At 52.7% G+C, this 20,313-nt stretch carries 14 protein-coding genes, 3 tRNA genes and 1 pseudogene; 11 read left to right on the forward strand and 7 right to left on the reverse strand.

All coding sequences use genetic code 11. The annotated features are described in order from the left end of the window. Positions 1-128 (forward strand): annotated as a pseudogene (locus HMPREF2804_RS11340) (ABC transporter ATP-binding protein); the annotation flags it as partial. 1 nt (position 129) lies between these two features. After that, a complete protein-coding gene (locus tag HMPREF2804_RS08255; protein WP_070448538.1) occupies positions 130-2,856 on the forward strand; it encodes an FtsX-like permease family protein in 2,727 nt (908 codons plus the stop codon). A gap of 130 nt (positions 2,857-2,986) precedes the next feature. Here the strand turns inward: HMPREF2804_RS08255 and metG are convergent, their stop codons facing one another. The 5 genes from metG to HMPREF2804_RS08280 form a co-directional block, all read right to left on the reverse strand. Further along, positions 2,987-4,534 carry a methionine--tRNA ligase gene (metG, locus tag HMPREF2804_RS08260; RefSeq protein WP_070448539.1) on the reverse strand — a complete coding sequence of 516 codons (1,548 nt, stop codon included), beginning with the start codon at positions 4,532-4,534 and terminating at the stop codon, positions 2,987-2,989. Positions 4,535-4,733: 199 nt separating this feature from the next. After that, on the reverse strand, positions 4,734-5,543 hold the full coding sequence (locus tag HMPREF2804_RS08265; RefSeq protein ID WP_070448598.1) for a YwqG family protein: 810 nt from the start codon (positions 5,541-5,543) through the stop codon (positions 4,734-4,736). A gap of 307 nt (positions 5,544-5,850) precedes the next feature. Continuing rightward, positions 5,851-6,879: a ketol-acid reductoisomerase gene (gene ilvC / locus HMPREF2804_RS08270; protein WP_004004951.1), complete on the reverse strand. Its 1,029-nt coding sequence runs from the start codon at positions 6,877-6,879 to the stop codon at positions 5,851-5,853. Positions 6,880-7,036: 157 nt separating this feature from the next. After that, positions 7,037-7,537, reverse strand: a complete 501-nt coding sequence (gene ilvN / locus HMPREF2804_RS08275; RefSeq protein WP_004004952.1) for an acetolactate synthase small subunit — start codon at positions 7,535-7,537, stop codon at positions 7,037-7,039. Next, positions 7,537-9,357: an acetolactate synthase large subunit gene (locus tag HMPREF2804_RS08280; protein WP_048753200.1), complete on the reverse strand. Its 1,821-nt coding sequence runs from the start codon at positions 9,355-9,357 to the stop codon at positions 7,537-7,539. Before HMPREF2804_RS08280 ends, ilvN begins: the two co-directional genes overlap by 1 nt. Positions 9,358-9,890: 533 nt before the next feature. Here HMPREF2804_RS08280 and HMPREF2804_RS08285 point away from each other — a divergent pair. Next, positions 9,891-10,409: a hypothetical protein gene (locus tag HMPREF2804_RS08285; RefSeq protein ID WP_013399306.1), complete on the forward strand. Its 519-nt coding sequence runs from the start codon at positions 9,891-9,893 to the stop codon at positions 10,407-10,409. A gap of 113 nt (positions 10,410-10,522) precedes the next feature. Here HMPREF2804_RS08285 and HMPREF2804_RS08290 read toward each other — a convergent pair. Together HMPREF2804_RS08290 and HMPREF2804_RS08295 are read right to left on the reverse strand one after the other, a co-directional pair. Further along, positions 10,523-10,595 (reverse strand) — tRNA-Lys (locus tag HMPREF2804_RS08290). Positions 10,596-10,781: 186 nt separating this feature from the next. Further along, positions 10,782-10,854 (reverse strand) — tRNA-Lys (locus tag HMPREF2804_RS08295). Between the two features lie 266 nt (positions 10,855-11,120). Between HMPREF2804_RS08295 and bcp the strand changes: the two genes are divergently transcribed. The 8 genes from bcp to HMPREF2804_RS08335 all read left to right on the forward strand — a co-directional run bounded on the left by bcp (position 11,121) and on the right by HMPREF2804_RS08335 (position 20,241). Further along, the gene (gene bcp, locus HMPREF2804_RS08300) at positions 11,121-11,597 is read left to right on the forward strand and encodes a thioredoxin-dependent thiol peroxidase (RefSeq protein WP_048752813.1); all 477 of its coding nucleotides are present in this window, start codon (positions 11,121-11,123) and stop codon (positions 11,595-11,597) included. 65 nt (positions 11,598-11,662) lie between these two features. Beyond that, positions 11,663-11,747 (forward strand) — tRNA-Leu (locus tag HMPREF2804_RS08305). A 254-nt stretch (positions 11,748-12,001) separates the two neighbouring features. Then, complete coding sequence (locus HMPREF2804_RS08310; RefSeq protein WP_070627937.1) at positions 12,002-13,984, forward strand: ABC transporter substrate-binding protein; 1,983 nt, start codon at positions 12,002-12,004, stop codon at positions 13,982-13,984. Between the two features lie 182 nt (positions 13,985-14,166). Then, positions 14,167-15,648 carry a malate:quinone oxidoreductase gene (locus HMPREF2804_RS08315; protein ID WP_048752817.1) on the forward strand — a complete coding sequence of 494 codons (1,482 nt, stop codon included), beginning with the start codon at positions 14,167-14,169 and terminating at the stop codon, positions 15,646-15,648. A gap of 231 nt (positions 15,649-15,879) precedes the next feature. Next, entirely contained in the window at positions 15,880-17,175 is a 1,296-nt protein-coding gene (locus tag HMPREF2804_RS08320; RefSeq protein WP_070448544.1) for a YihY/virulence factor BrkB family protein, read from the forward strand. Positions 17,176-17,346: 171 nt separating this feature from the next. Beyond that, on the forward strand, positions 17,347-18,282 hold the full coding sequence (locus HMPREF2804_RS08325) for an alpha/beta fold hydrolase (protein ID WP_070448545.1): 936 nt from the start codon (positions 17,347-17,349) through the stop codon (positions 18,280-18,282). Between the two features lie 198 nt (positions 18,283-18,480). After that, positions 18,481-19,572: an S-(hydroxymethyl)mycothiol dehydrogenase gene (locus HMPREF2804_RS08330; RefSeq protein WP_070448546.1), complete on the forward strand. Its 1,092-nt coding sequence runs from the start codon at positions 18,481-18,483 to the stop codon at positions 19,570-19,572. 21 nt (positions 19,573-19,593) lie between these two features. Further along, complete coding sequence (locus HMPREF2804_RS08335) at positions 19,594-20,241, forward strand: MBL fold metallo-hydrolase (protein ID WP_070627938.1); 648 nt, start codon at positions 19,594-19,596, stop codon at positions 20,239-20,241. The last annotated feature ends 72 nt before the right edge of the window (positions 20,242-20,313 follow it).

Below are 20,313 nucleotides of genomic sequence, written 5' to 3' on the forward strand. Positions count from 1 at the left end.
ACGATGCACACGCAGCATCCTACGCAGACCGCGTGGTCTTCCTCAAAGACGGCATGATTGCTGGCGAAATGCTTAATCCCACCCACGACGCGGTGCTTCAGGCTATGGGCCAGTTGGAAGGTGAATAACATGGCTGCAACGCTTAATACGGTGGCGCGGGCAAATATCCGCTCCTCCAAGAAGAAATACATTCTCACGGGTATTGGTATCGCCATTTCATCGTTCTTCATCTCAGCAGTGCTGATGCTTACCGCATCGCTTCAGGCCACGATGGATGCGACTATCGGTGATGTCTACGCTAACTCCGAGAACATGGTAGTCTCTGCGGGTGTCATGGACCAGGATAATCAGAACTCAACCGCTAAGTTCCCGATGTCCAATGACACGGTTAAGAAGATTCAGGAATCTCCTGAGGTTAGCTCATCCTGGATTCTATACACTTTTTCCGGCACCTACGGAGCCGATAAGGAGAAGGTAGCATACGGTTCTGCGCCACCGTCAAAGGACCTTTCGCCCTTTGATATTGAGGGGAATCTCCCGTCCACAGACACCGAACTCCTGGTCGCTAAGAGTTTCGCCGAGAAACACAACCTGAAAATTGGCGATAAGGTGACCATGCCCAATATCGTCACCTCAGCCACCGATAAGGATAACGCGAAAGACACCGAGTACACCCTCACAGCTACCTTTAACACCGGTATCTCAGATTCACAGATGAGCGACAACGTTTTTATTGGTGGCACCGGTCTTGCGGATACCGCGCGTCAGCTTGCAGAGGAAGAGGGCGGGATCGTCTCAGACCCCGCTAAACCCATGGCGCCTCAGGCGTTCATTAAGCTCAAGAACAATACCCAGGACTCGCGTGACGCTCTGCAGAAAGAACTGAACACCGGTGATAAAAACACCACCCCCAAGGTGCTCTCTAACACGCAGATGATAGATCACCTTAAGAAACAGTTCTCAACGCTCTTCAACTCGCTGAATACCATTCTTATCGCCTTCGCAATTCTGGCTCTGTTGGTTTCTTCGTTCGTCATTTCGAACACCTTCGCGGTGCTGGTGGGGCAGCGTGTACGCGAACTCGCCCTGCTGCGTACTCTCGGTGCCCGCGGTGGTTCGCTGGTGCGGATGCTCCTCATAGAATCACTAATAATTGGGGTCTTCTTCTCAGTCATCGGTTCAGGACTGGTATACGCGGTCGGTGGCATTCTAAACGCGATGTTCAGCTCGTTCATCGTCAATTTCTCCCCCACGGCGTTTATTGCAGGCGTACTCATGTGCACCGCTGTGACCGTACTCGCTTCACTTATACCGGCGCGCACCGCACTGAGTATTTCCCCTATTAGTGCCATGAGCGCAAGCACAAGCCAGGCGGTCAAGAAACCTAGCGTTTTAGGAGGAATCTTCGGTGTTCTCTCCGCTCTTGCAGGCGTTATTATCGCTATCGCGGCTATAGGGAATAAAGACGGCGGATCCGCTATCTCTTCCGTACTGCTGGCATGCCTCTTCCTCGGCATAGCAGTCTTTCTTCTCACCCCGTGGGTTCTCATCCCTCTGGTTCGTTTTTTCGGCGTAGCTCTGCGCGGGCAAACGGGTAAACTGGCGTTAGCAAATTCCTTGCGCTCACCCAAACGCACGGTTTCCACTGGGCGAGCCGTGCTGGTAGGAACCTTGGTTATTTCCGCTGTTCTCACCAGCCACTCAGTGATGAGCGCCTCCATTGCCCAAGAGATTGATAGGATATCGCCGATTTCGGCATACGCTCCTTTCGGTGAATCTACCACAACTAACGGCAGCGCAAGCGTGACAAAGGCTCACGAAGTTGCTGATAAGATCAGGGGCACGAAGAATGTTGAGGCTGTCAGCGTCGGTTCGGCTGCGGGCGTTATCGAATACACAGCAAAGCCCGATAACGCAGACTCCGCCAATCTCAAAGACAATGTAATCGCGCTTAGCAACGATGATCTGCACAAGGTAGCAACCGGAGAATCAGGTACCAATTTAAAGAATGATGAGGTACTCGTCCCCCAGGATATTTGGGATCTGGGTAAGTTCGATAACAACACTCGTCTTAAGGTCAGCGGCCCTCTTGGCGAGATTGAGCTCAAACCCGTCAAGGCAAACACTAAGGAACCATTCTTCGTGGTATCACCGGAAACCGGTGCCCAGGTACAGAATGCATCTGATCCGCAGGCCGCTAGTAATCAGGCATTGCCAGACGATCCCGCCGCCCAAGAAGCGCTCATGAAAGCGGCTCAGGAAAACCCCGCCTTGGCGCGTAGTTTCGCAGCACGCGGTACAGCAACCATGGTTCTGGTGCGGGCAAGCACTCCACTGTCATCAAGCGATAATACCGAGCTTCAAGGGGAGCTTGCCAAGGCAAACAACGGAACCGATTTTCAAGGTGGTCTTCAGATTCGCAAGAATAATGACCAAATGCTGACTATTATGCTCAGTGGTGCCTTGATCCTGCTGGCACTGGCTATTGTGATCGCCATTATCGGTGTGGCGAATACTATGACCCTATCGGTGAACGAACGTCGCAGGGAGAATGCGATGCTCCGCTCGCTGGGCCTGTCCCGCAAGCAGCTGCGGCGTATGGTTTCGACCGAGGCTGTCATGATTACTCTCGGCGCGTTGGCGATGGGTATCGTTTCGGGTGTGGGTATAGGCCTTGTACTTTCTCAAGTACTGGTACACGCTACTCGCGAGTCCATGGCTATGGCAGTAGTTCTACCTGTCAGCGGTCTGGTTCTCGTGCTCATCGTGGGTATCATCGCTGCGTTCGCGGCATCAGCTATCCCAGCCTTCCGGTCGGCGCGACAGTCCCCGGTAGAAGGGCTGAGTTCCCACTAATCAGGTAGGCTAGATCCTGCAACGGGTGAGGGCTCCCGGTGTTTTAGACAATACCGGGAGCCCTCACTATCAAAAATATCCCGGAACCTCCAAAAAGGTTCCGGGATATTCTGTACTTTATAGTGTGATTCTATGCCTCTTTTGGCGCTTCGTATCGCGGGAAAACCGGTGTCGGTGCAGGAAGCTCCTTCCCAGCTGTCAGGTTCTTAGGGAGCGCAGCGAAAAGGCGTTCCTCCCCTTCTGCTACCCCCAGCAGGTCAAGAAGTTTCTCCATCGAACTGGGCATCACCGGCTGCATCAGAATGGCAACCTGGCGGACCACCTCAAGAGTCACGTAGAGTACGGTATTCATGCGCTCAAATTCGCCGTTTTTGCGCAGAGTCCACGGTTCCTGTTCCGCAAAGTAAGCATTCGTATCGGCAAGCACAGTCCAGATGCGCTCTAGGGCACGGTGGAACGCCTGCTCATCATAGTCTGCCCGCACCGGTTCATAAAGTGCGGAAGCACCGACCAGAATCTTGCGGTCAGCCTCAGTAAATTCTCCAGGGACCGGTACCCTACCGTCGCAGTTCTTGGCAACCATTGAGAGCGAACGCTGCGCCAGATTACCCAAGTTATTCGCAAGATCAGAATTGATGCGGTTGATAATGGATTCTTCGGAGTACGAGCCGTCTTGTCCGAAAGAGACCTCGCGCATCAGGAAGAATCGGACCTGATCCAGCCCGAACGCTGCCACAAGATCCGCGGGGTCCACCACGTTGCCCACCGACTTCGACATTTTCTCACCATTAACCAGCAGGAACCCGTGCCCAAATACGCGTTTGGGCAGCTCAAGACCGGCAGACCAGAGGAACGCAGGCCAATAGATAGAGTGGAATCGAGTAATATCCTTACCGATCAGGTGCAGATCAGCGGGCCAATATTTCGTGAACAGTTCCCCGTCCGTATTGGGGTAGCCAAGCCCGGTTAGATAGTTAGTCAGCGCATCCACCCACACGTACATGACATGTTTATCGTTGCCAGGCACAGGAACGCCCCAGTCGAAGGTGGTGCGTGAAATCGAAAGGTCGTTCAAACCACCCTTGACGAATGAGATCAGCTCATTGCGACGTGATTCAGGGAAAACATACCCTTCATTCTTATAGAGATCCAGAAGTTTATCGGCATACTTTGAGAGGCGGAAGAAATAAGATTCTTCCTCAGTCCATTCGACTTCCGTTCCGGTAGAAATGGCGTAGCGCTGTCCGTCGCGTTCTTCGGTCTCATCCTCGGCGTAATAGGCCTCATCTCGCACGGAGTACCATCCGGCATATTTATCGAGGTAGATATCCCCGTTCTCTTCCATACGCTTCCAGATTGCTTGGGATGCCTCATAATGGTCCGGATCCGTAGTGCGAATAAAGCGATCGTAGCTAATACCGAGAGCATCGTTCATCGCTTTAAAACGGGCAGAGTTCTCATCGGCGAGTTCTTTGGCGGTTTTCCCCTGTTTCTCAGCGGTAGTCTGCATCTTCTGCCCATGTTCGTCGGTGCCCGTCATAAAGCGCACGTCAAAACCGTCGAGTCGCTTGAAACGTGCCAACACATCGGCGGCAATGGTCTCATAGGCATGACCGATGTGGGGGTTTCCGTTGGGATAAGAAATCGCAGTCGTGATGTAGAAGGGGGTAGCACTCATAATTATTAATCTTACCGCAGTTTTTCAGCATAGATGCGGTGAAAGAGTAATACGACAAGCCGCCGTCATGTACCCGCGTACAATCCCAGCTGCAGTAGCAGATCCCCTCGCACATGTTGCACGCTACACCCCGTGACGGTGCTCAGCACGCAGAATGTGCGAAGGGGTCGCCTGTGTTTACAGCAGCGAGCCGAGCCCGCTAGCCGCATGACCACTCATAGAAGACCTGCGAGAAGTCACGGGCTGCCAACCGGTCCGGGGCGATCAGCCAGTTCGCTGTACCAACATCGCCCCAGAGCACCGTGTTCCCATACGAATCCATCGTTAACAGGTTCACGGTACGCCTGCGAACATCAGAGTTTTCAGGGTATTTACGGCGTGGATCGCCCTGCATGAAGTGCGGTAACCCACCAAGCCTTGAGTAGTCCCCTGAACCAGTAATTTCCTCAATATCTTCCACATCATATACATCAAGGTCAAAAAGACTCGTAATAGCCTGTTCCGGGTATGCCTGGTTCCATTTCTCAAGCAGCGGGTGATTTATCGAATCGTTCGGGGCAAATATTTCCCGCCCAAGTGTCGTAAATTCGAGTGCACACTCATGTTTGATAGGCCACCAGAATTCCCGCTCATGATCCTCACAAGTCGCTACCGCATCCGGGTTCGCTTCACCCAGCTGAGGATAGTAGATCACACGGTGGTTCTCTTCCTTATCTATCCCCCACCCTGCGTTTGTGCTCACCCAGAACTGCACCATGCCGGTGGGCGGATAAATGGGATTCTCAGGCAGTTCAGTACAGTTAATCTGCGCAACCATGCCCATCGGCACCCCGTCCGAGTCGGTGGGCGCCTCCACCCCAGCGGGCAGATACGGCACTCCCCCGAACTTCGAGACGGTCACCGGCAGCGGCTCAGCAGCCTCAGAGGGCTTAATCCTAATAGTGGGTAATGGGTTTTCAGCATAGAGCTCTTCAACAAGGGCAGTAGCTTTCTCAACAATATTGCTCACAGGAAGCTCTCCTTCAACGGTTCTATCTATGGTCATTGCTGGGTTGTGCAGGTGTTTCCACCTGCGCCCTGGTTTAATGAGAGCACCTTCCCGAGCCAACACACAACCGATTTCGTCATTACCTATTTTGTCCGGTAGCAGGAACAGCACCATATAGCTCCAGCCGCTCAGGTAGGTGGTATATACGATAGGAAAGAAATTCCAGAGCATTGCTATTAGTCGCCGTAAATATCTCAAAGGCCAAGCACACACGAAGGGGTGCCTACCATCATGATAGACACCCCCAGAAACGCTAGTAGCTTAGTGCTTAGCGAGCCACCGAACCTTCGGTATAGTCATCGTCAACAGTGTTCCACGAGAACAGCTCGCGCAGTTTGCGACCGGTAGCTTCAATCGGGTGAGACTCGCCCTTAGCACGCAGTTCCTTGAACTCGGGTGCGCCTGCGGCCTGATCGTCCATGAAGCGTTTTGCGAAGGCGCCGTTCTGGATATCGGCGAGAACTTCCTTCATGTTCTCCTTGACCTGAGGAGAAATCACGCGAGGACCGGAGACGTAGTCGCCGTACTCGGCGGTGTCGGAAATGGACCAACGCTGCTTAGCAATACCGCCCTCAATCATCAGATCCACAATGAGCTTGAGTTCGTGCAGAACCTCGAAGTATGCAATTTCAGGCTGGTATCCTGCCTCGGTAAGAACCTCGAAACCGTACTGAACCAGCTGTGAGAGCGAACCGCACAGCACCGCCTGCTCACCAAAGAGGTCAGACTCGGTCTCTTCGGTGAAAGTGGTCTTAATAACACCTGCACGGGTTGCACCGAGTGCCTTAGCGTAGGACAGAGCAAGATCCAGAGCTTTACCGGACGGATCCTTCTCAACGGCAACGAGAGCGGGCACACCACGACCTGCTTCATATTCACGACGTACGGTATGGCCGGGACCCTTCGGCGCAACCATAGCTACATCCACGCCTTCGGGAACGGTGATGTACCCGAAGTGAATGTTGAAGCCATGTGCGAAGAACAGAGCATCGCCGGGCTTCAGGTTAGGTTCAATGCTCTCTTTGTAGACCTGAGCCTGTACCTGGTCCGGGGTCAGAATCATGATGAGGTCCGCTTCAGCTGCAGCTTCAGCAACGGTAGCTACGCGCAGACCTTCAGCTTCTGCCTTAGCGCGGGACTTGGAGCCCTCAGACAGGCCAACAATAACCTTGACTCCAGAATCACGCAGGTTCAGAGCGTGTGCATGTCCCTGAGAACCATAACCGATAATCGCAACGGTACGTCCCTGGACTGGGGCGAGGTCTGCATCGTCGTTGTAGAAAATGGTTGCTGCCATTTTGTCTCCTCAAAATAATAGGTTTAGCCCGAACTCAGGCTCAGGCGTTAAGTTTACTAGACGTGGCGCCGCTCATGGGCGTTCTGTGATAAATCTCAGGATGCGGGAAGTATCAAACCGCGGGCGGTGCTTCCCACATCCTGACAGGGTTTTAGCGTTAGATACGTTCACTCATGGAACGTGGACCACGAGAGAGCGCAATGGTTCCAGCACGCACGATCTCTCGCACTCCGTAAGGTTCAAGAACATCAAGCAAGGCGTTGAGCTTTTCGGGAGAACCGGTTGCCTCAATCACCACGGACTCGGTAGAGACATCAATAACCGAAGCACGGAAAAGGTCAGCGGCCTGCACAACCTGCAGGCGAGCGGCGGCATCCGCCTTGACCTTAACCATGATGTGATCACGCTGTGTTGAAGTCTCTGGGGCTAGCTCCACCACCTTAAGCACATGGATCAGCTTGTTGAGCTGCTTAGTGAGCTGTTCCAAAGTCTCAGGCTCACCATCAGCAACAATTGTGATGCGCGAAACGTCAGGAACCTCGGTGGGTCCCACCGCCAAAGACTGAATATTGAACATGCGGCGAGAGAACAAACCGGTCACGCGTGAGAGCACACCGGGTTTGTCTTCAACTAAAACGGATAGGGTGTGCAGGCTCATTAGTTTTCTCCCTCTTCTCGACCGAAATCGGGTGACGTGTTTTTAGCGATTTGGATGAGGTCGTTTGATACGCCGGCGGGCACCATCGGCCACACCATGGCATCGGGGCTCACAGTAAAGTCAATCACCACGGGACGGTCGTTGATAGCGAGCGCTTGTTTGATAACCTCGTCCACATCTTCGTCCCTCTCGCAGCGGAAAGTGGCGCATCCATAGGCGTCGCCAAGCTTCACAAAGTCAGGGATGCGGTCGGTTCCGTGCCCGGTGCGCAGGTGGGTGTTGGAGTATCGACCATCGTAGAAGAGTGCCTGCCACTGACGCACCATACCCAGCGAGGAGTTATTGACCACGGCAACCTTGATGGGAATGTTGTTCTGTGCGCAGGTGGCAAGTTCCTGGTTGGTCATCTGAAAACAACCGTCACCATCAATAGCCCACACAATTGAGTCTGGGTTGGCAACTTTCACGCCCATAGCGGCGGGAACGCAGTATCCCATAGTGCCGAGTCCTGCTGAGCTGAGGAAATGCCGTGGTTTCTCTTGGCCGATGAAATGTGCGCCCCACATTTGATGCTGTCCCACGCCGGTCACGTAGAAAGCATCGGGGCCGGTGAGGGCGCTCAGGCGCTCCAATACGTGCTGGGGGGATCCCAAACCATCATCGGTCTTGGTGTACCCAAGGGGGTAGTCGTTCTTGATGGTATCAAGTTCAACCCACCACTGCCCCAAATCCGGCAACTTATTGGCGAACTCGGTGGAGAGCAGTTCATTGAGTTCGGGGAGCACATAGCGCAAATCACCCACGATCGGCACGTCTGCGAAGCGAATCTTGGAGATTTCTGCCGGGTCTACGTCAATGTGGATGACCTTGGCTTCGGGGGCGAAAGAGTCGAGTTTACCGGTCACGCGGTCGTCAAAACGAGCCCCTAGAGTAATCAGCAGATCGGATTTCTGCATAGCGAACACGGCGGGAACGGTGCCGTGCATACCAGGCATGCCCAGGTTTTGCGGATTGGAGTCTGGGAAAGCACCACGGGCGTTCAACGTGGTCACCACGGGAGCCCCAGTAATTTCGGCGAGCTTTGCCAGCTCCTCGGATGCACCGGAGCGGATAATACCGCCGCCAACGTACAGCACGGGACGTTTGGATTCACTGATGAGCTTGGCCGCTTCACGAATCTGCTTGGAGTGACCACGGGTTACGGGAGTATACCCACGCACCTCAACCTTGGGAGGCCAGTTGAACTCCATCATACCGACCTGCGCATCCTTGGTGATGTCCACGAGCACGGGGCCGGGGCGTCCGGTGGAGGCGATATGGAACGCGGCAGAGAGCGCACGCGGAATATCCTGTGGATCAGAAATCATGAAGGAGTGCTTGGTAATCGGCATGGTCATGCCCACCACATCCGCTTCTTGGAAGGCGTCGGTGCCCAGAAGTTTGGTGGAAACCTGACCGGTGATAGCTACCAGCGGAACGGAGTCCATATTGGCGTCCGCGATCGCGGTGATCAGGTTTGTGGCGCCCGGCCCTGATGTTGCAATACACACGCCGACTTTGCCGGTGGAAGTTGCATACCCTTGAGCCGCATGCCCTGCCCCCTGCTCATGACGAACGAGGATGTGGTTAATTTTGGAAGAATCCATCAAGGGGTCGTAGGTGGGCAGAATTGCGCCACCTGGCAGACCGAAGACATCGGTAACACCCAAAAGTTCGAGTGTACGAATAATCGCTTGCGAGCCGGTCATGCGTTCGGCAGCAGGGGCTTTTTCTTCAGCCTGCCCACTACCCGCGGAGTTAATCGAAAATCCCGTGGTCATAATAATGATGCCTCGTTTGTATTGTTTTCTAGTTCTCGACAGATGCGCGTGAAGCCCGCCTGTTCGGGTATCTTACGCACTGTTTCGCTCGCTGTAGGCTCCGGTCGGGCGCCTTTAGCTATAAAAATACCCTCCGCTATGGTGTTGCGAAGGGCGCACATTCTATTCACAGAAAATCTACCTTGTGAAGCGCCCTAGGCGACGACGACAAGGCTAAGAATTCGCTGCGTCTTGCGTGTTTGCACCTTTATATAGTCTCGCTCTTGATGTCATGAGTCAAATTTCCACGCCGTTTTTATGAGAGTTTCTCTAATTTCTTCGCATTGCGTGTACTTTCGATATATTTTCGAGCTCTTACCCGGCTCTGTAGGACATCCTGCTGTATTCCCAGCACCCAAGAGAGCCTGACTCAGGTCAGCACCGACACAGACAATAATTGATTCTTGCGGTAATCTGCGAGCTCCAGGATTCCCCCAGGTAAATATGTGACGTGATGCAGTGACGTAGAACGCCTTCGCCGGTAAGATGAGTACATGACCGACTCGCAAAACTTGGCTGCTTCACCCTCCCCTACACCGGAGCAGTCTAACCAACCACAGAGCGCCGAGGCTCTTACGGGAGAACAGCTCATCAAGGTGCTCCACCCTGCATTCGATGAGCAGATTATTAACTATGGGGCCTACGACTTGGTCTACGCTACCGGAAGCGCCATCTACCGCAACCCCGATATCGACCAACACCAAGAACCTATGCAGGAGCATTTTTTGGTGGGCTACCAAGAGGTTCCTGACGAGGTTATTATCGCCCCTATTCGCATGCCAGATGTTACACCTGCGGGCACCGCATCCACCATTGATAACACAAATGCGCTGCACGCATACCGGGTAGGTGAACATTCGGTGGCTATTGAATCGGTGAACGGCAGCTCTTTCCTGCTTATTTTTGAGGATGCGCCTGAGATTACCACCATTCACGGGACCGGCGTTCTCAATCAAAGTCGCGACGTCTCTGCCTTCCGCGAGTTTGTAACCTCACGCTGGCCTGTTCTCTAGGCTCTTAAGCGGCCTGTACCATACAGGGCTGTCTCGGATAATGCATATACACTAATCCAGCCGGACTGTATAAAAAGCAAACCCCGTCACAGATAGTGACGGGGTTTATTTTGTGCGCCCTCTGGGACTCGAACCCAGAACCCATTGATTAAGAGTCAATTGCTCTGCCAATTGAGCTAAAGGCGCTTAGGTAACAAATATTGCAGCTTCGCAACGGCAACAGATAAATACTATACGAGCATCAAGCGCGTTTTGCAACTTACGAATACGGCTGTAGTCAGCGATTTTGGCGAACATCAACATCCAGCATCACGATTGCAAATCACCATGGTATACAACAAAACCCCGCCATAACCGACGGGGTTTATTTTGTGCGCCCCCTGGGACTCGAACCCAGAACCCATTGATTAAGAGTCAATTGCTCTGCCAATTGAGCTAGAGGCGCTTACTTGGGGTGATGTATCGCATTCGTACGACAACAGATAAATACTATACGGATAATTAATATTTCACGCAAGTTACATATAAGTGACGCTTCACACAAACTCTCATTTTTTGCTTTCGCTCATGCTCTCGATGGCACCGCAGTACCTCATCTCATGGCACACCCTCGCGAAAAACCTCCCAGAGATCCTATAAACCCCGTACACTAAATAGAACGTTTACGGCGACACATGCAATACCGAGAACATCTACTTTTAAGGAGAAACCATGAGCACCCGACTAGAGCCCGGCACAAAAGCCCCAAGTTTTACCCTGGAAGATTACACCGGTCAGCAATATTCCCTAGCGGATTACGCGGGGCATAAGGTCATTCTCTACTTCTATCCCAAAGCATCAACACCCGGATGCACCAAAGAAGCTTGCGATTTTCGAGATAACCTTGCCTCTTTGAAATCGCTCGGATACGTTGTCTTAGGCGTTTCTCCCGACAAACCCGCAGCCCTAGAGAAGTTCACCACCAAAGAGTCTCTCACCTTCCCCCTTCTCTCCGATGCCGATCACGCTGTCGCACTCGCCTACGGTGCATGGGGCGAAAAGAAAAACTACGGCAAAGTCTACGAAGGACTTATCCGCTCCACATTCGTCATCAATGAGCAGGGCATCATAGAGCTGGCGCAATATAACGTACGCGCCACCGGCCATGTTGCTAAGCTGCGCCGTGACCTTGGCATTGACCCCAAATAGTCGGATTTTTCCGTTTGTATAGTCTTATATCCTCGTGTAGACTTTCCTAGGTAGCTTTGCTCCCCGCGCGAGTGGTGAAATTGGCAGACACGCAGGATTTAGGTTCCTGTGCCTTACGGCGTGGGGGTTCAAGTCCCCCCTCGCGCACCAACCTTGGGTCCGCAACGTCTTCTTATCGAAGAAGTTGCGGGCTTTTTGTTATATACCGCACAGCAGAGTACCCTGGCGCTATATCCCTAAGCCTATAATTCGCTGTGAGTCGTGCCTAAAACCCTCTTTGAGTATCGCGACATTAAATCGTGACGTTGTATTCTAAAAGAATAGTGTTTTCGCCCAGACATAAACGCCTTATCAACCACGCATTACCTATCACGGTTCAGTAATCACCATGAAAGGGCTTGTCCGTGAATCATCTCTCCCCAACCGATGCCCCCGGTATCAGCTACAGCGGTATCAGCCGCCGCACTGCGCTGCGGTTAGGGTCTCTTCTGGCAGCGGGTTATACTTTGACGGCCTGCGGTGATTCGGCGCCCGACAACGGTTCAGGAGAGACCCGCAGGATCTTTAGATTTGCTCAAGGCGCGGCACCTTACTCTCTTGATCCCGCCTTTGACCCGGTCTCTCCGACGTACCGTGTAACAGCACAGATTCTTGAAACTCTCGTGAGTGCCGACCATTACACGGGCGTTCCGCAGGAGGCGCTTGCCTCCTCGTGGACGATTAGCCCAGATGGTCTGACCTATACGTTTACGCTCCGGGAAGGGGTCTCATTTAGCGATGGCACTCCCCTTACGGCAGAAGCCGTACTGCGTAATGTACAGCGGTGGCAGGCGTTAGCAACATCCCCAGAAACGGCGGCACGCTGCGTTCCCTTTCAGCCACTCTACGGCTGGGGTTTTGGTAATATTGTGCACTCTAACTCGCCACACGCAGGTAAAGCATCACAGGAGGCAAGCTCTTCACCGTCTGCCGCCGCAACGCAAACCCCTTCGGCTCAGGAAGACACAGATACACCCAAGGCCGATACACCAAAGACTGATGAACACACCGAGCAGATACCTTTACGTTATGCTCCCCTCGTTTCCGATGTACGCGTCACCGACTCCAAACTTGTGTTTACGCTTGTACGTCCTTCACAAGCGTTCTTGCGGATTCTGACCCAACCGGCTTTCGGCGTCGTTTCACCCGAGGCACTTACCGAGAACCACCGTATCAAAGAGATGCCCATCGGTACTGGGCCCTTTAAAATCTCAACGCCCGCTTCGCAAAATACCGATATCGTTCTCATACGCAACGATAAATTTGTGAGTATCAAGCAGGAAAAGATTGAACTCGACGAAATACATTTCTCGACTCTCAATTCTTCCGACAAGCGTTACTATGCTCTCGTAGACAATAAAGTTGATGCCTGCGATCAAGTAAGCGGCAATGACTTAGGGCCTCTAGGGCGTGAAGGGTTCCTGTACCCGCTGCGTGATCCCTTCTCGCTTCTTTATCTGGGGTTCAACCTTGCGCATCCGGTTCTCAAAGATATTTCGGTGCGCCGAGCTATCGCGCGAGCTGTCGATCGCGGTGCCCTCATCCGATATTACCTTTCTGGAACTTCTGAAGCACTGCACCTTATGCCTAGGCTTTTTCGTACCTCGGATGACTCTCTGGAACGTCTGTATAAGCGAGATGTTGACCAAGCAAAATCGTTGCTCGCAGCCTCAGGTTACACAGGCGAAACCATCGAATGCTACTACCCTATTGATGTTTCGCTTCCGTGGATTATGTCACCCCAAAAAGTCTACTCTGAGATGATCGGAGCTCTTCTCGATATTGGGCTCAATATTAAACCTATTCCGCTGAACTGGTCCGATTATCATGCCCGCGCTACGGAAATAAATACTACTCGCGGCATTCTCCTCGGTGGTTTCTACGGAACCTATCGTGATCCTTACGCTTTTCTTGGGCCGGTTCTTGCGCCTCTTCTGGTGGCGCAGTGGATCGATGCTATGGGATTAAACCCCGTATCGCACGATACCCCCGAGGCGAAGGCGCATCCCACCGATTCTCCGATTCCATCACCGTCAGCAAGCGCTGCCCCGAAGGACAGTTCCGAAGCCGAGACATCGCCTACCCCGTCTCCCAGCATTACTCCTGCAAAGGTAGAACCTGCGCCTACGCTGGAACAGATTATGAGTAAGATCCGCGAAGCCGACAGCGCCACTTCTTTAGACGAACAACGTGAAAAATATCGTTCCATCAACCAGGATTTAGCGGCATTTATGCCTGCGGTCCCACTTTTGAACGTTACGTCTAACATAGGTATTAATCGACGTATTATTGGCTACGAAACCGAACAAAGCGCTATCGAGCTCTTTGCTAAAGTGCGAATTTCCTAAGGCTTCAGTTGTGGAATTTAATGTATTTTGCAGAATTTCCTCACTCTTTTGTGAACTACATTACTGATTCTGGATTTTTCTCAGTGGAATGTGTACCTACAGACCCTCAGGGAGTACGCTAGAGTCATACAACTGTCATATGACCGTGCCCAAAGCCGGGCACCAAACCCCTGGGAGTATCAGTGGTAGCACGTACTGAACAGACCGATGTCGTCCTTGTGGGCGGCGGTATCATGAGCGCAACACTTGGTGTCTTTTTGAAGGAACTGGAACCCACCTGGAATATTATTCTTCTGGAACGCCTCGATAAACCTGCGCAGGAATCCTCGAACCCGTGGAATAACGCTGGCACCGGTCACTCTGCACTGTGCGAGTTGAATTACGCCCCCGCTGGTCCCGACGGAAAAGTAAGCGCTGATAAAGCCTTGGGTATCAATGAGCAGTTCCAGATTTCACGTCAGTTCTGGGCTTCCCTCGTGAATGAAGGTATTCTGCCCAATAACGATTTCATCCACCCTGTACCCCATATGTCCCTTGTATTCGGCGAGGATCATTCCAAATATCTTGCGGCACGTTACGATTCTTTCCGTCAGCAGAAGCTCTTCGAGCGAATGCAGTTTTCCACGGAACGCGACCAGATTGCTCAATGGGCGCCCTTGACGGTCAAGGGCCGCTCCGAAGGAGAACCGGTCGCAGCTACTTGGGCTCCGGAAGGTACCGACGTTGATTTTGGTGCGCTTACCACTGGCATGATCGACTATCTGCAATCTCAGGGAGTCGAAGTACGCTACGGCTACGAGGTGAAAGATCTTGACCGTGAATCTGATGGTACGTGGACTGTCTCTGCCATTAACCGCATTAATACCGAAGAGCCCCTGAAAATCCACGCTAAATTTGTTTTTCTCGGCGCTGGAGGCGGTGCTTTGCATCTGCTCCAAAAGTCTGGGATTGAGGAAGGTAAGGGATACGGCGGCTTCCCGGTTTCGGGTCTGTTCCTGCGCAACACCAATGAAATTACCGCCGCTAAGCACAATGCAAAGGTGTATGGTCAGGCGTCCGTAGGCGCTCCTCCCATGTCTGTTCCACATTTGGATACTCGGTATGTTAACGGCAAGCGCTCTCTGCTTTTCGGGCCTTATGCTGGGTTCAAGACTAATTTCCTGAAGCAAGGGTCTCTCCTTGACCTGCCTCTCTCACTTCGTCTGCACAATATTTATCCCATGACTCGTGCGGGTCTCGATAACCTGTCGCTCGTCAAATATCTGCTCACCGAGTTGGTTAAAGATAAGAATGCGCGTCTGGAGTCCCTGCACCGCTACTACCCTGAGGCTAACGGCGACGAGTGGGAACTCATTGAAGCGGGTCAGCGTGTGCAAATTATGAAGAAGGATGCGAAGAAGGGCGGAATTCTGCAGTTTGGCACCGAGGTTGTTTCTTCGGCCGATGGGTCTATCGCCGCTCTGCTTGGCGCATCACCGGGGGCTTCAACCGCAGCGCCCATTATGCTGAACCTACTCAAGAGGTGCTTTCCCTCTCAGTTCGCGGGTTGGGAGTCGCGCATCCGTGCTCTGGTTCCGGGGTATGGGGTTAAACTCAACGATAATCCGGATCTCGCTGACGAAATTATGGCTCACACTGCACATACATTAGATATCGCCAACTAAGATACACTTGAGGTGCTGACTCGAAAACCTTCGTCCTGTTCCCTGCCATACACAGGTTTTTGGATGGAGGTTTTCGCTGTTAAGTAATAGTAAAACTCTTCAGTGGAGAGAACTCATACGTGCCGCGCTCTATCGTTCCTCCTCATGAGAAAAAATATTTCCTGTATTATTGCCACAAGTATTTGGTACTTCTAAGCGCCGCAAGCAAACACCAAGACAAGGAACGCTCCTATGGCACGACGCCGCAAAAAATCACTTCCTCATTCAGAATATGTAAAAATACGCGAATTTCCTCAGGGCAGTATCGCCTATATTTTTCGACGCGCGGGTTTTTCCTTTGGAGCGCACGGGGGAACAGATCTAGCCGCAGCGCTCACCTATTTCACTGTGCTCTCTGCTTTTCCTGCTCTGCTCGCGATCCTGTCACTCCTAGGAATTTTTGGGCAGGGAGAAGATAGCGCCAAGGTAATCTTAGGGTTCCTCCAAGAGCGTGCACCTCAGCAAATGTACTCGATTCTGGAAGGACCTATTCATCAGCTAACCAATGGACAAGGCGCCGGGTTTGCATTAATCATTGGTATTCTCAGTGCGCTCTGGTCTGCCTCCGGATATGTAGGGTCTTTCGGGCGTGCGCTCAATAACGTATACGGAGTACGCGAAGGACGACCCGGGTGGTTCCTCAAACCCTATAACGTACTCATCACTACCGGGGTTATAGTGCTTGTGGTTCTCATGATGCTGATGTTCCTCTTGGGAGCATCAGTTCTCGATTGGGTTGCGCCCTATATGCCTGGAGTAGATATAGAACTCATCAAGGTTCTGTGGCTCAATGGACGTTGGGTTTTAATTCTCATTCTTGCGGTATTTCTCATTGCGATGCTCTACACTGCAACACCCAATGTGCGGCGTCTTAAAATTCGGTGGACCTCGCCGGGAGCCGTTATCGCCTTGTTTGGCATGGGGTTAGGCGGATTAGGCTTTACCATCTACACCAATAATTTCAGCAAATATAACGCTACCTACGGACTTATCGGTGGTGTCATCGTCATGCTGGTGTTCCTCTGGATCATGAACAATATGCTGGTCTTTGGCGCTCATGTCGATGCTGAATTTGAACGGATGCGCCAGATTGTGGCGGGTGAGGATATCGACGGAAAACTGCGTGTGGAACCCCGCGACACCCGAGCCATTACCAAGTACCAGGAAAAGTTAGAGGTCCTAAGCTCAAGTGCCCAAGAGATCCAAGACCTTGCAAGCGGTCAGCAGACGCTGCCCAAACCGCCCGAGCCCTCAATCCTCGAACGGGTGCAGACTGCTGTTTCTACCAACACTGAGATGCTTCGACAGGCTGTTTCCGATACCCGTGCAGGGGCGACGGAGGCACAATCCTCTGAGGATTCTGGGGACGTGAAGGAGAAGGCTTCGGAGTCCTCTCAAAAACATACCCGCGATTCCACTCCACACAGCGATAATCCTCAAAACGGCAGCTCCAAGCGTCAAGATTCTTCGCGAGACACGCTTTTTTAATTTTTAAGTGCAGCATGAGCGGCACATGCACTACCGGATAGACCCGTGGTAGTTGGCGGAAATATACCGCACCCACCACGATTGTGTTTGTCATAAACGTAATTTTTCGCCCCACACGTCATATATATTTTCGTCTACACAATCAGCGCGCGCAGGTGCAAAAATATACATATGTGTGAGACTCCCATACCGCCTTTTGAATACACCCGCTACATACCTGCAGCTGCGGAAAAAGGTACAACTCCCGTTCTGTTTCTGCACGGCTTTGCGACCCGTAGCGACCAGCTCTGGGGCGGTACCGGCTGGATCCGCCAGTACATTCGGACAGGTATACCCGTGCTGACCGTCGATTTACCTTTTCACGGGCGAAAATACCTCAAAGACTCCAACTTTACGGTAGATGCCAAACTCCCGGTGGGAACAATCGAAGAACACGGTACTTTTCCGGTCGTCCAGACCACAGTGTCAGAAAATGGTTCACCGCAGAACGGCATGGCTCTTTTCGCTGATACGCTTTCTGCTCTCCTTGACGAACTTGCTATCCAGCAAGTACATGGTGTGGGTTTTTCCTTCGGATCTAGGGTAGGGTGGGAGCTCGCTCTGAGGCACCCATCTCGCGTTGCATCGCTTATTCTGGGCGGTATGCCCCTGCACAATCACCTCGAAGCCCTGCGCTCTATGGTTTCTGCCTCGTGTGCTGATGATGCCATTACCCAAGATCCTGCGACAGAAGAAGCCTTTACCAGCATTATTGAATCGTCACCGCTACGCGCCAATGCTCTCCTTGATTTTGTGCATATACCCTTCGGCGAGTTCTTCTCACTGCCGTCTGCGCTTGCAGACTCTACGCGCATTCCCGTTATTCACGCTGCTAACCCGCCTTTCCCGTACCCTCGTGTTCCTCTGCTGATCGCAATCGGTTCCGAAGACTCCATCGCTGCCGACGGACGTAGGCTATATCCCCTGCTCCAGAGGGTACATCCGTATCTAAAATTTCTTGATATTCCGGGGCGGGATCATGTGAGCGCCTTAACCTCAGGCGTTTTTAGGCGCAACGCTTTAGCCTTTGCGCACGATTCTCAGGGAAGTAACCGGCAAGCAGTATAAGCTTCTTTCATACGCACCAACACGCTTAGCTTATAGCTATTCATATGTACAGACCCTAGTGATAGCCCTAGAATGGAAAGACGTATCAAGAAATCTTGATGCGTCAGAACATGTGGTCATACATGCTCTATGCGACGGGTAAAGCCGCACGAGGTCCCGAAAACTTCTTCAACGATCCCGAAGGGAATAAACCAAAGTATGCACAAGGTTAAAGCTGTTGTAGCGCTCGCTAAGAACGAGCCCGTTACCGTAACGACTATTCACGTACCCGATCCCGGTCCGGGCGAGGCTCTCGTGAAGGTTCTTACCTGCGGTGTTTGCCAGACAGATCACCACTATGTTGCAGGCGGTGTGGGCGATGATTTCCCCTACCTGTTGGGGCACGAATCAGCAGCCGTAGTGGAGGCAGTTGGCGATGACGTGACCGATATTGTCCCCGGAGATCTTGTGATCCTCAACTGGCGTGCGGTCTGCGGTGAATGCCGTGCATGTCGTAAGGGCGAGTCACAGTATTGCTTTGCTACCCATAACGCTACCCAGAAAATGACTCTAGAGGATGGCACCGAGCTCACTCCTGCTTTAGGCATTGGCTCTTTTGCCGAGAAAACCCTTGTCGCAGCGGGTCAGTGCACGAAGATTACCGCCGATATTTCTCCCGAGCAGTACGCCGCTATTGGACTGCTCGGGTGCGGTGTGACCGCAGGTCTGGGTGCCGTTCTCAATACGGGTGCACTCAAACGCGGAGAATCCGTGGCCGTTATTGGATGTGGCGGTGTGGGCACCGCAGCAATCGCTGGCGCGCAGCTGGGCGGAGCAACTACCATTATCGCCGTTGATATTGATGACGATAAGCTCGAACGCGCACGTCAGCAGGGTGCAACACACACCGTAAACTCAGCCAAGGTAGACCCGGTCGAGGCTATTCGGGAGCTGACCGGCGGGTTTGGTGCGGATCTGGTAATAGATGCAGTAGGTATCGCCCCCACCTTCAAACAGGCTTTCGAGGCACGCGATCTTGCCGGGCGAGTGGTACTTGTGGGAGTTCCTGAGCCTGGCACCACCTGGGATATTCCCCTGGATGAGGTTTTCGGGCGCGGCGGCTCTATTAAGAGCGCCTGGTATGGTGATACGCTACCTTCACGCGACTTCCCCGAGTTCGTGGACCAGTACCTGCTCGGCCGCCTCGATCTAGACGGCTTTGTCTCCGAGCGTATTAAGCTGGAAGACGTCAATGATGCCTTTGAAACCATGAAAACCGGTCGCGTGCTGCGTTCCGTGGTGGAGCTTTAAAACCGGGAAAGGAACTCTCATATGACTGAAATTATTGAACGGGTTGTTACTCACGGAACGTTCTCGCTCGACGGCGGCACCTGGGAAGTCGATAACAACGTGTGGATTATTGGGAATGACCAGCGTGTAACAATCATTGACCCCGCGCATGACGTCGATAAAATCGCAAAAAAGGTTGCCGGGCGCACGGTCGAGAGGATTCTACTTACCCACGCTCACGATGATCATATTCGCTCCGCGCAAGAAGCCGCCGAGCGTTTTAAAGCATCTGTCTACCTAAACCCTGAGGATCGGGTGCTCTGGGAAATGGTGTACCCCTCTTGGGACTTCGACGAGCCTCTGCACGACGGGCAGAAAATCAGTGCTGGTAATACCGAGCTACATGTGATCGCTACCCCCGGACACTCCCCCGGGTCGGTCTGTTTCTACACGCCCGAACTTAGCTGGGAAAACAGCGAAGGCGTACTCTTTTCGGGCGATACTCTCTTCAAGGGCGGTCCCGGAGCGACTGGGCGTTCCTACAGCGACTTCGACACTATTATCGAGTCCATCGAGTCGAAGTTACTCACTCTCCCTGAGTCTACGGCGGTTCTCACGGGTCACGGAGACTCCACAGGCATCGGTGTAGAGGCACCCGATCTAGACGCTTGGAAGAAACGCGGGCACTAAAAACCTCACGGCTCTTTTGCTCATATATGAGGTGGTACAGGTCTTCCTCTCGAAGACCTGTACCACCTCATT

The organism is Rothia sp. HMSC065G12, from assembly GCF_001811455.1.
GTDB classification, from domain to species: domain Bacteria; phylum Actinomycetota; class Actinomycetes; order Actinomycetales; family Micrococcaceae; genus Rothia; species Rothia dentocariosa.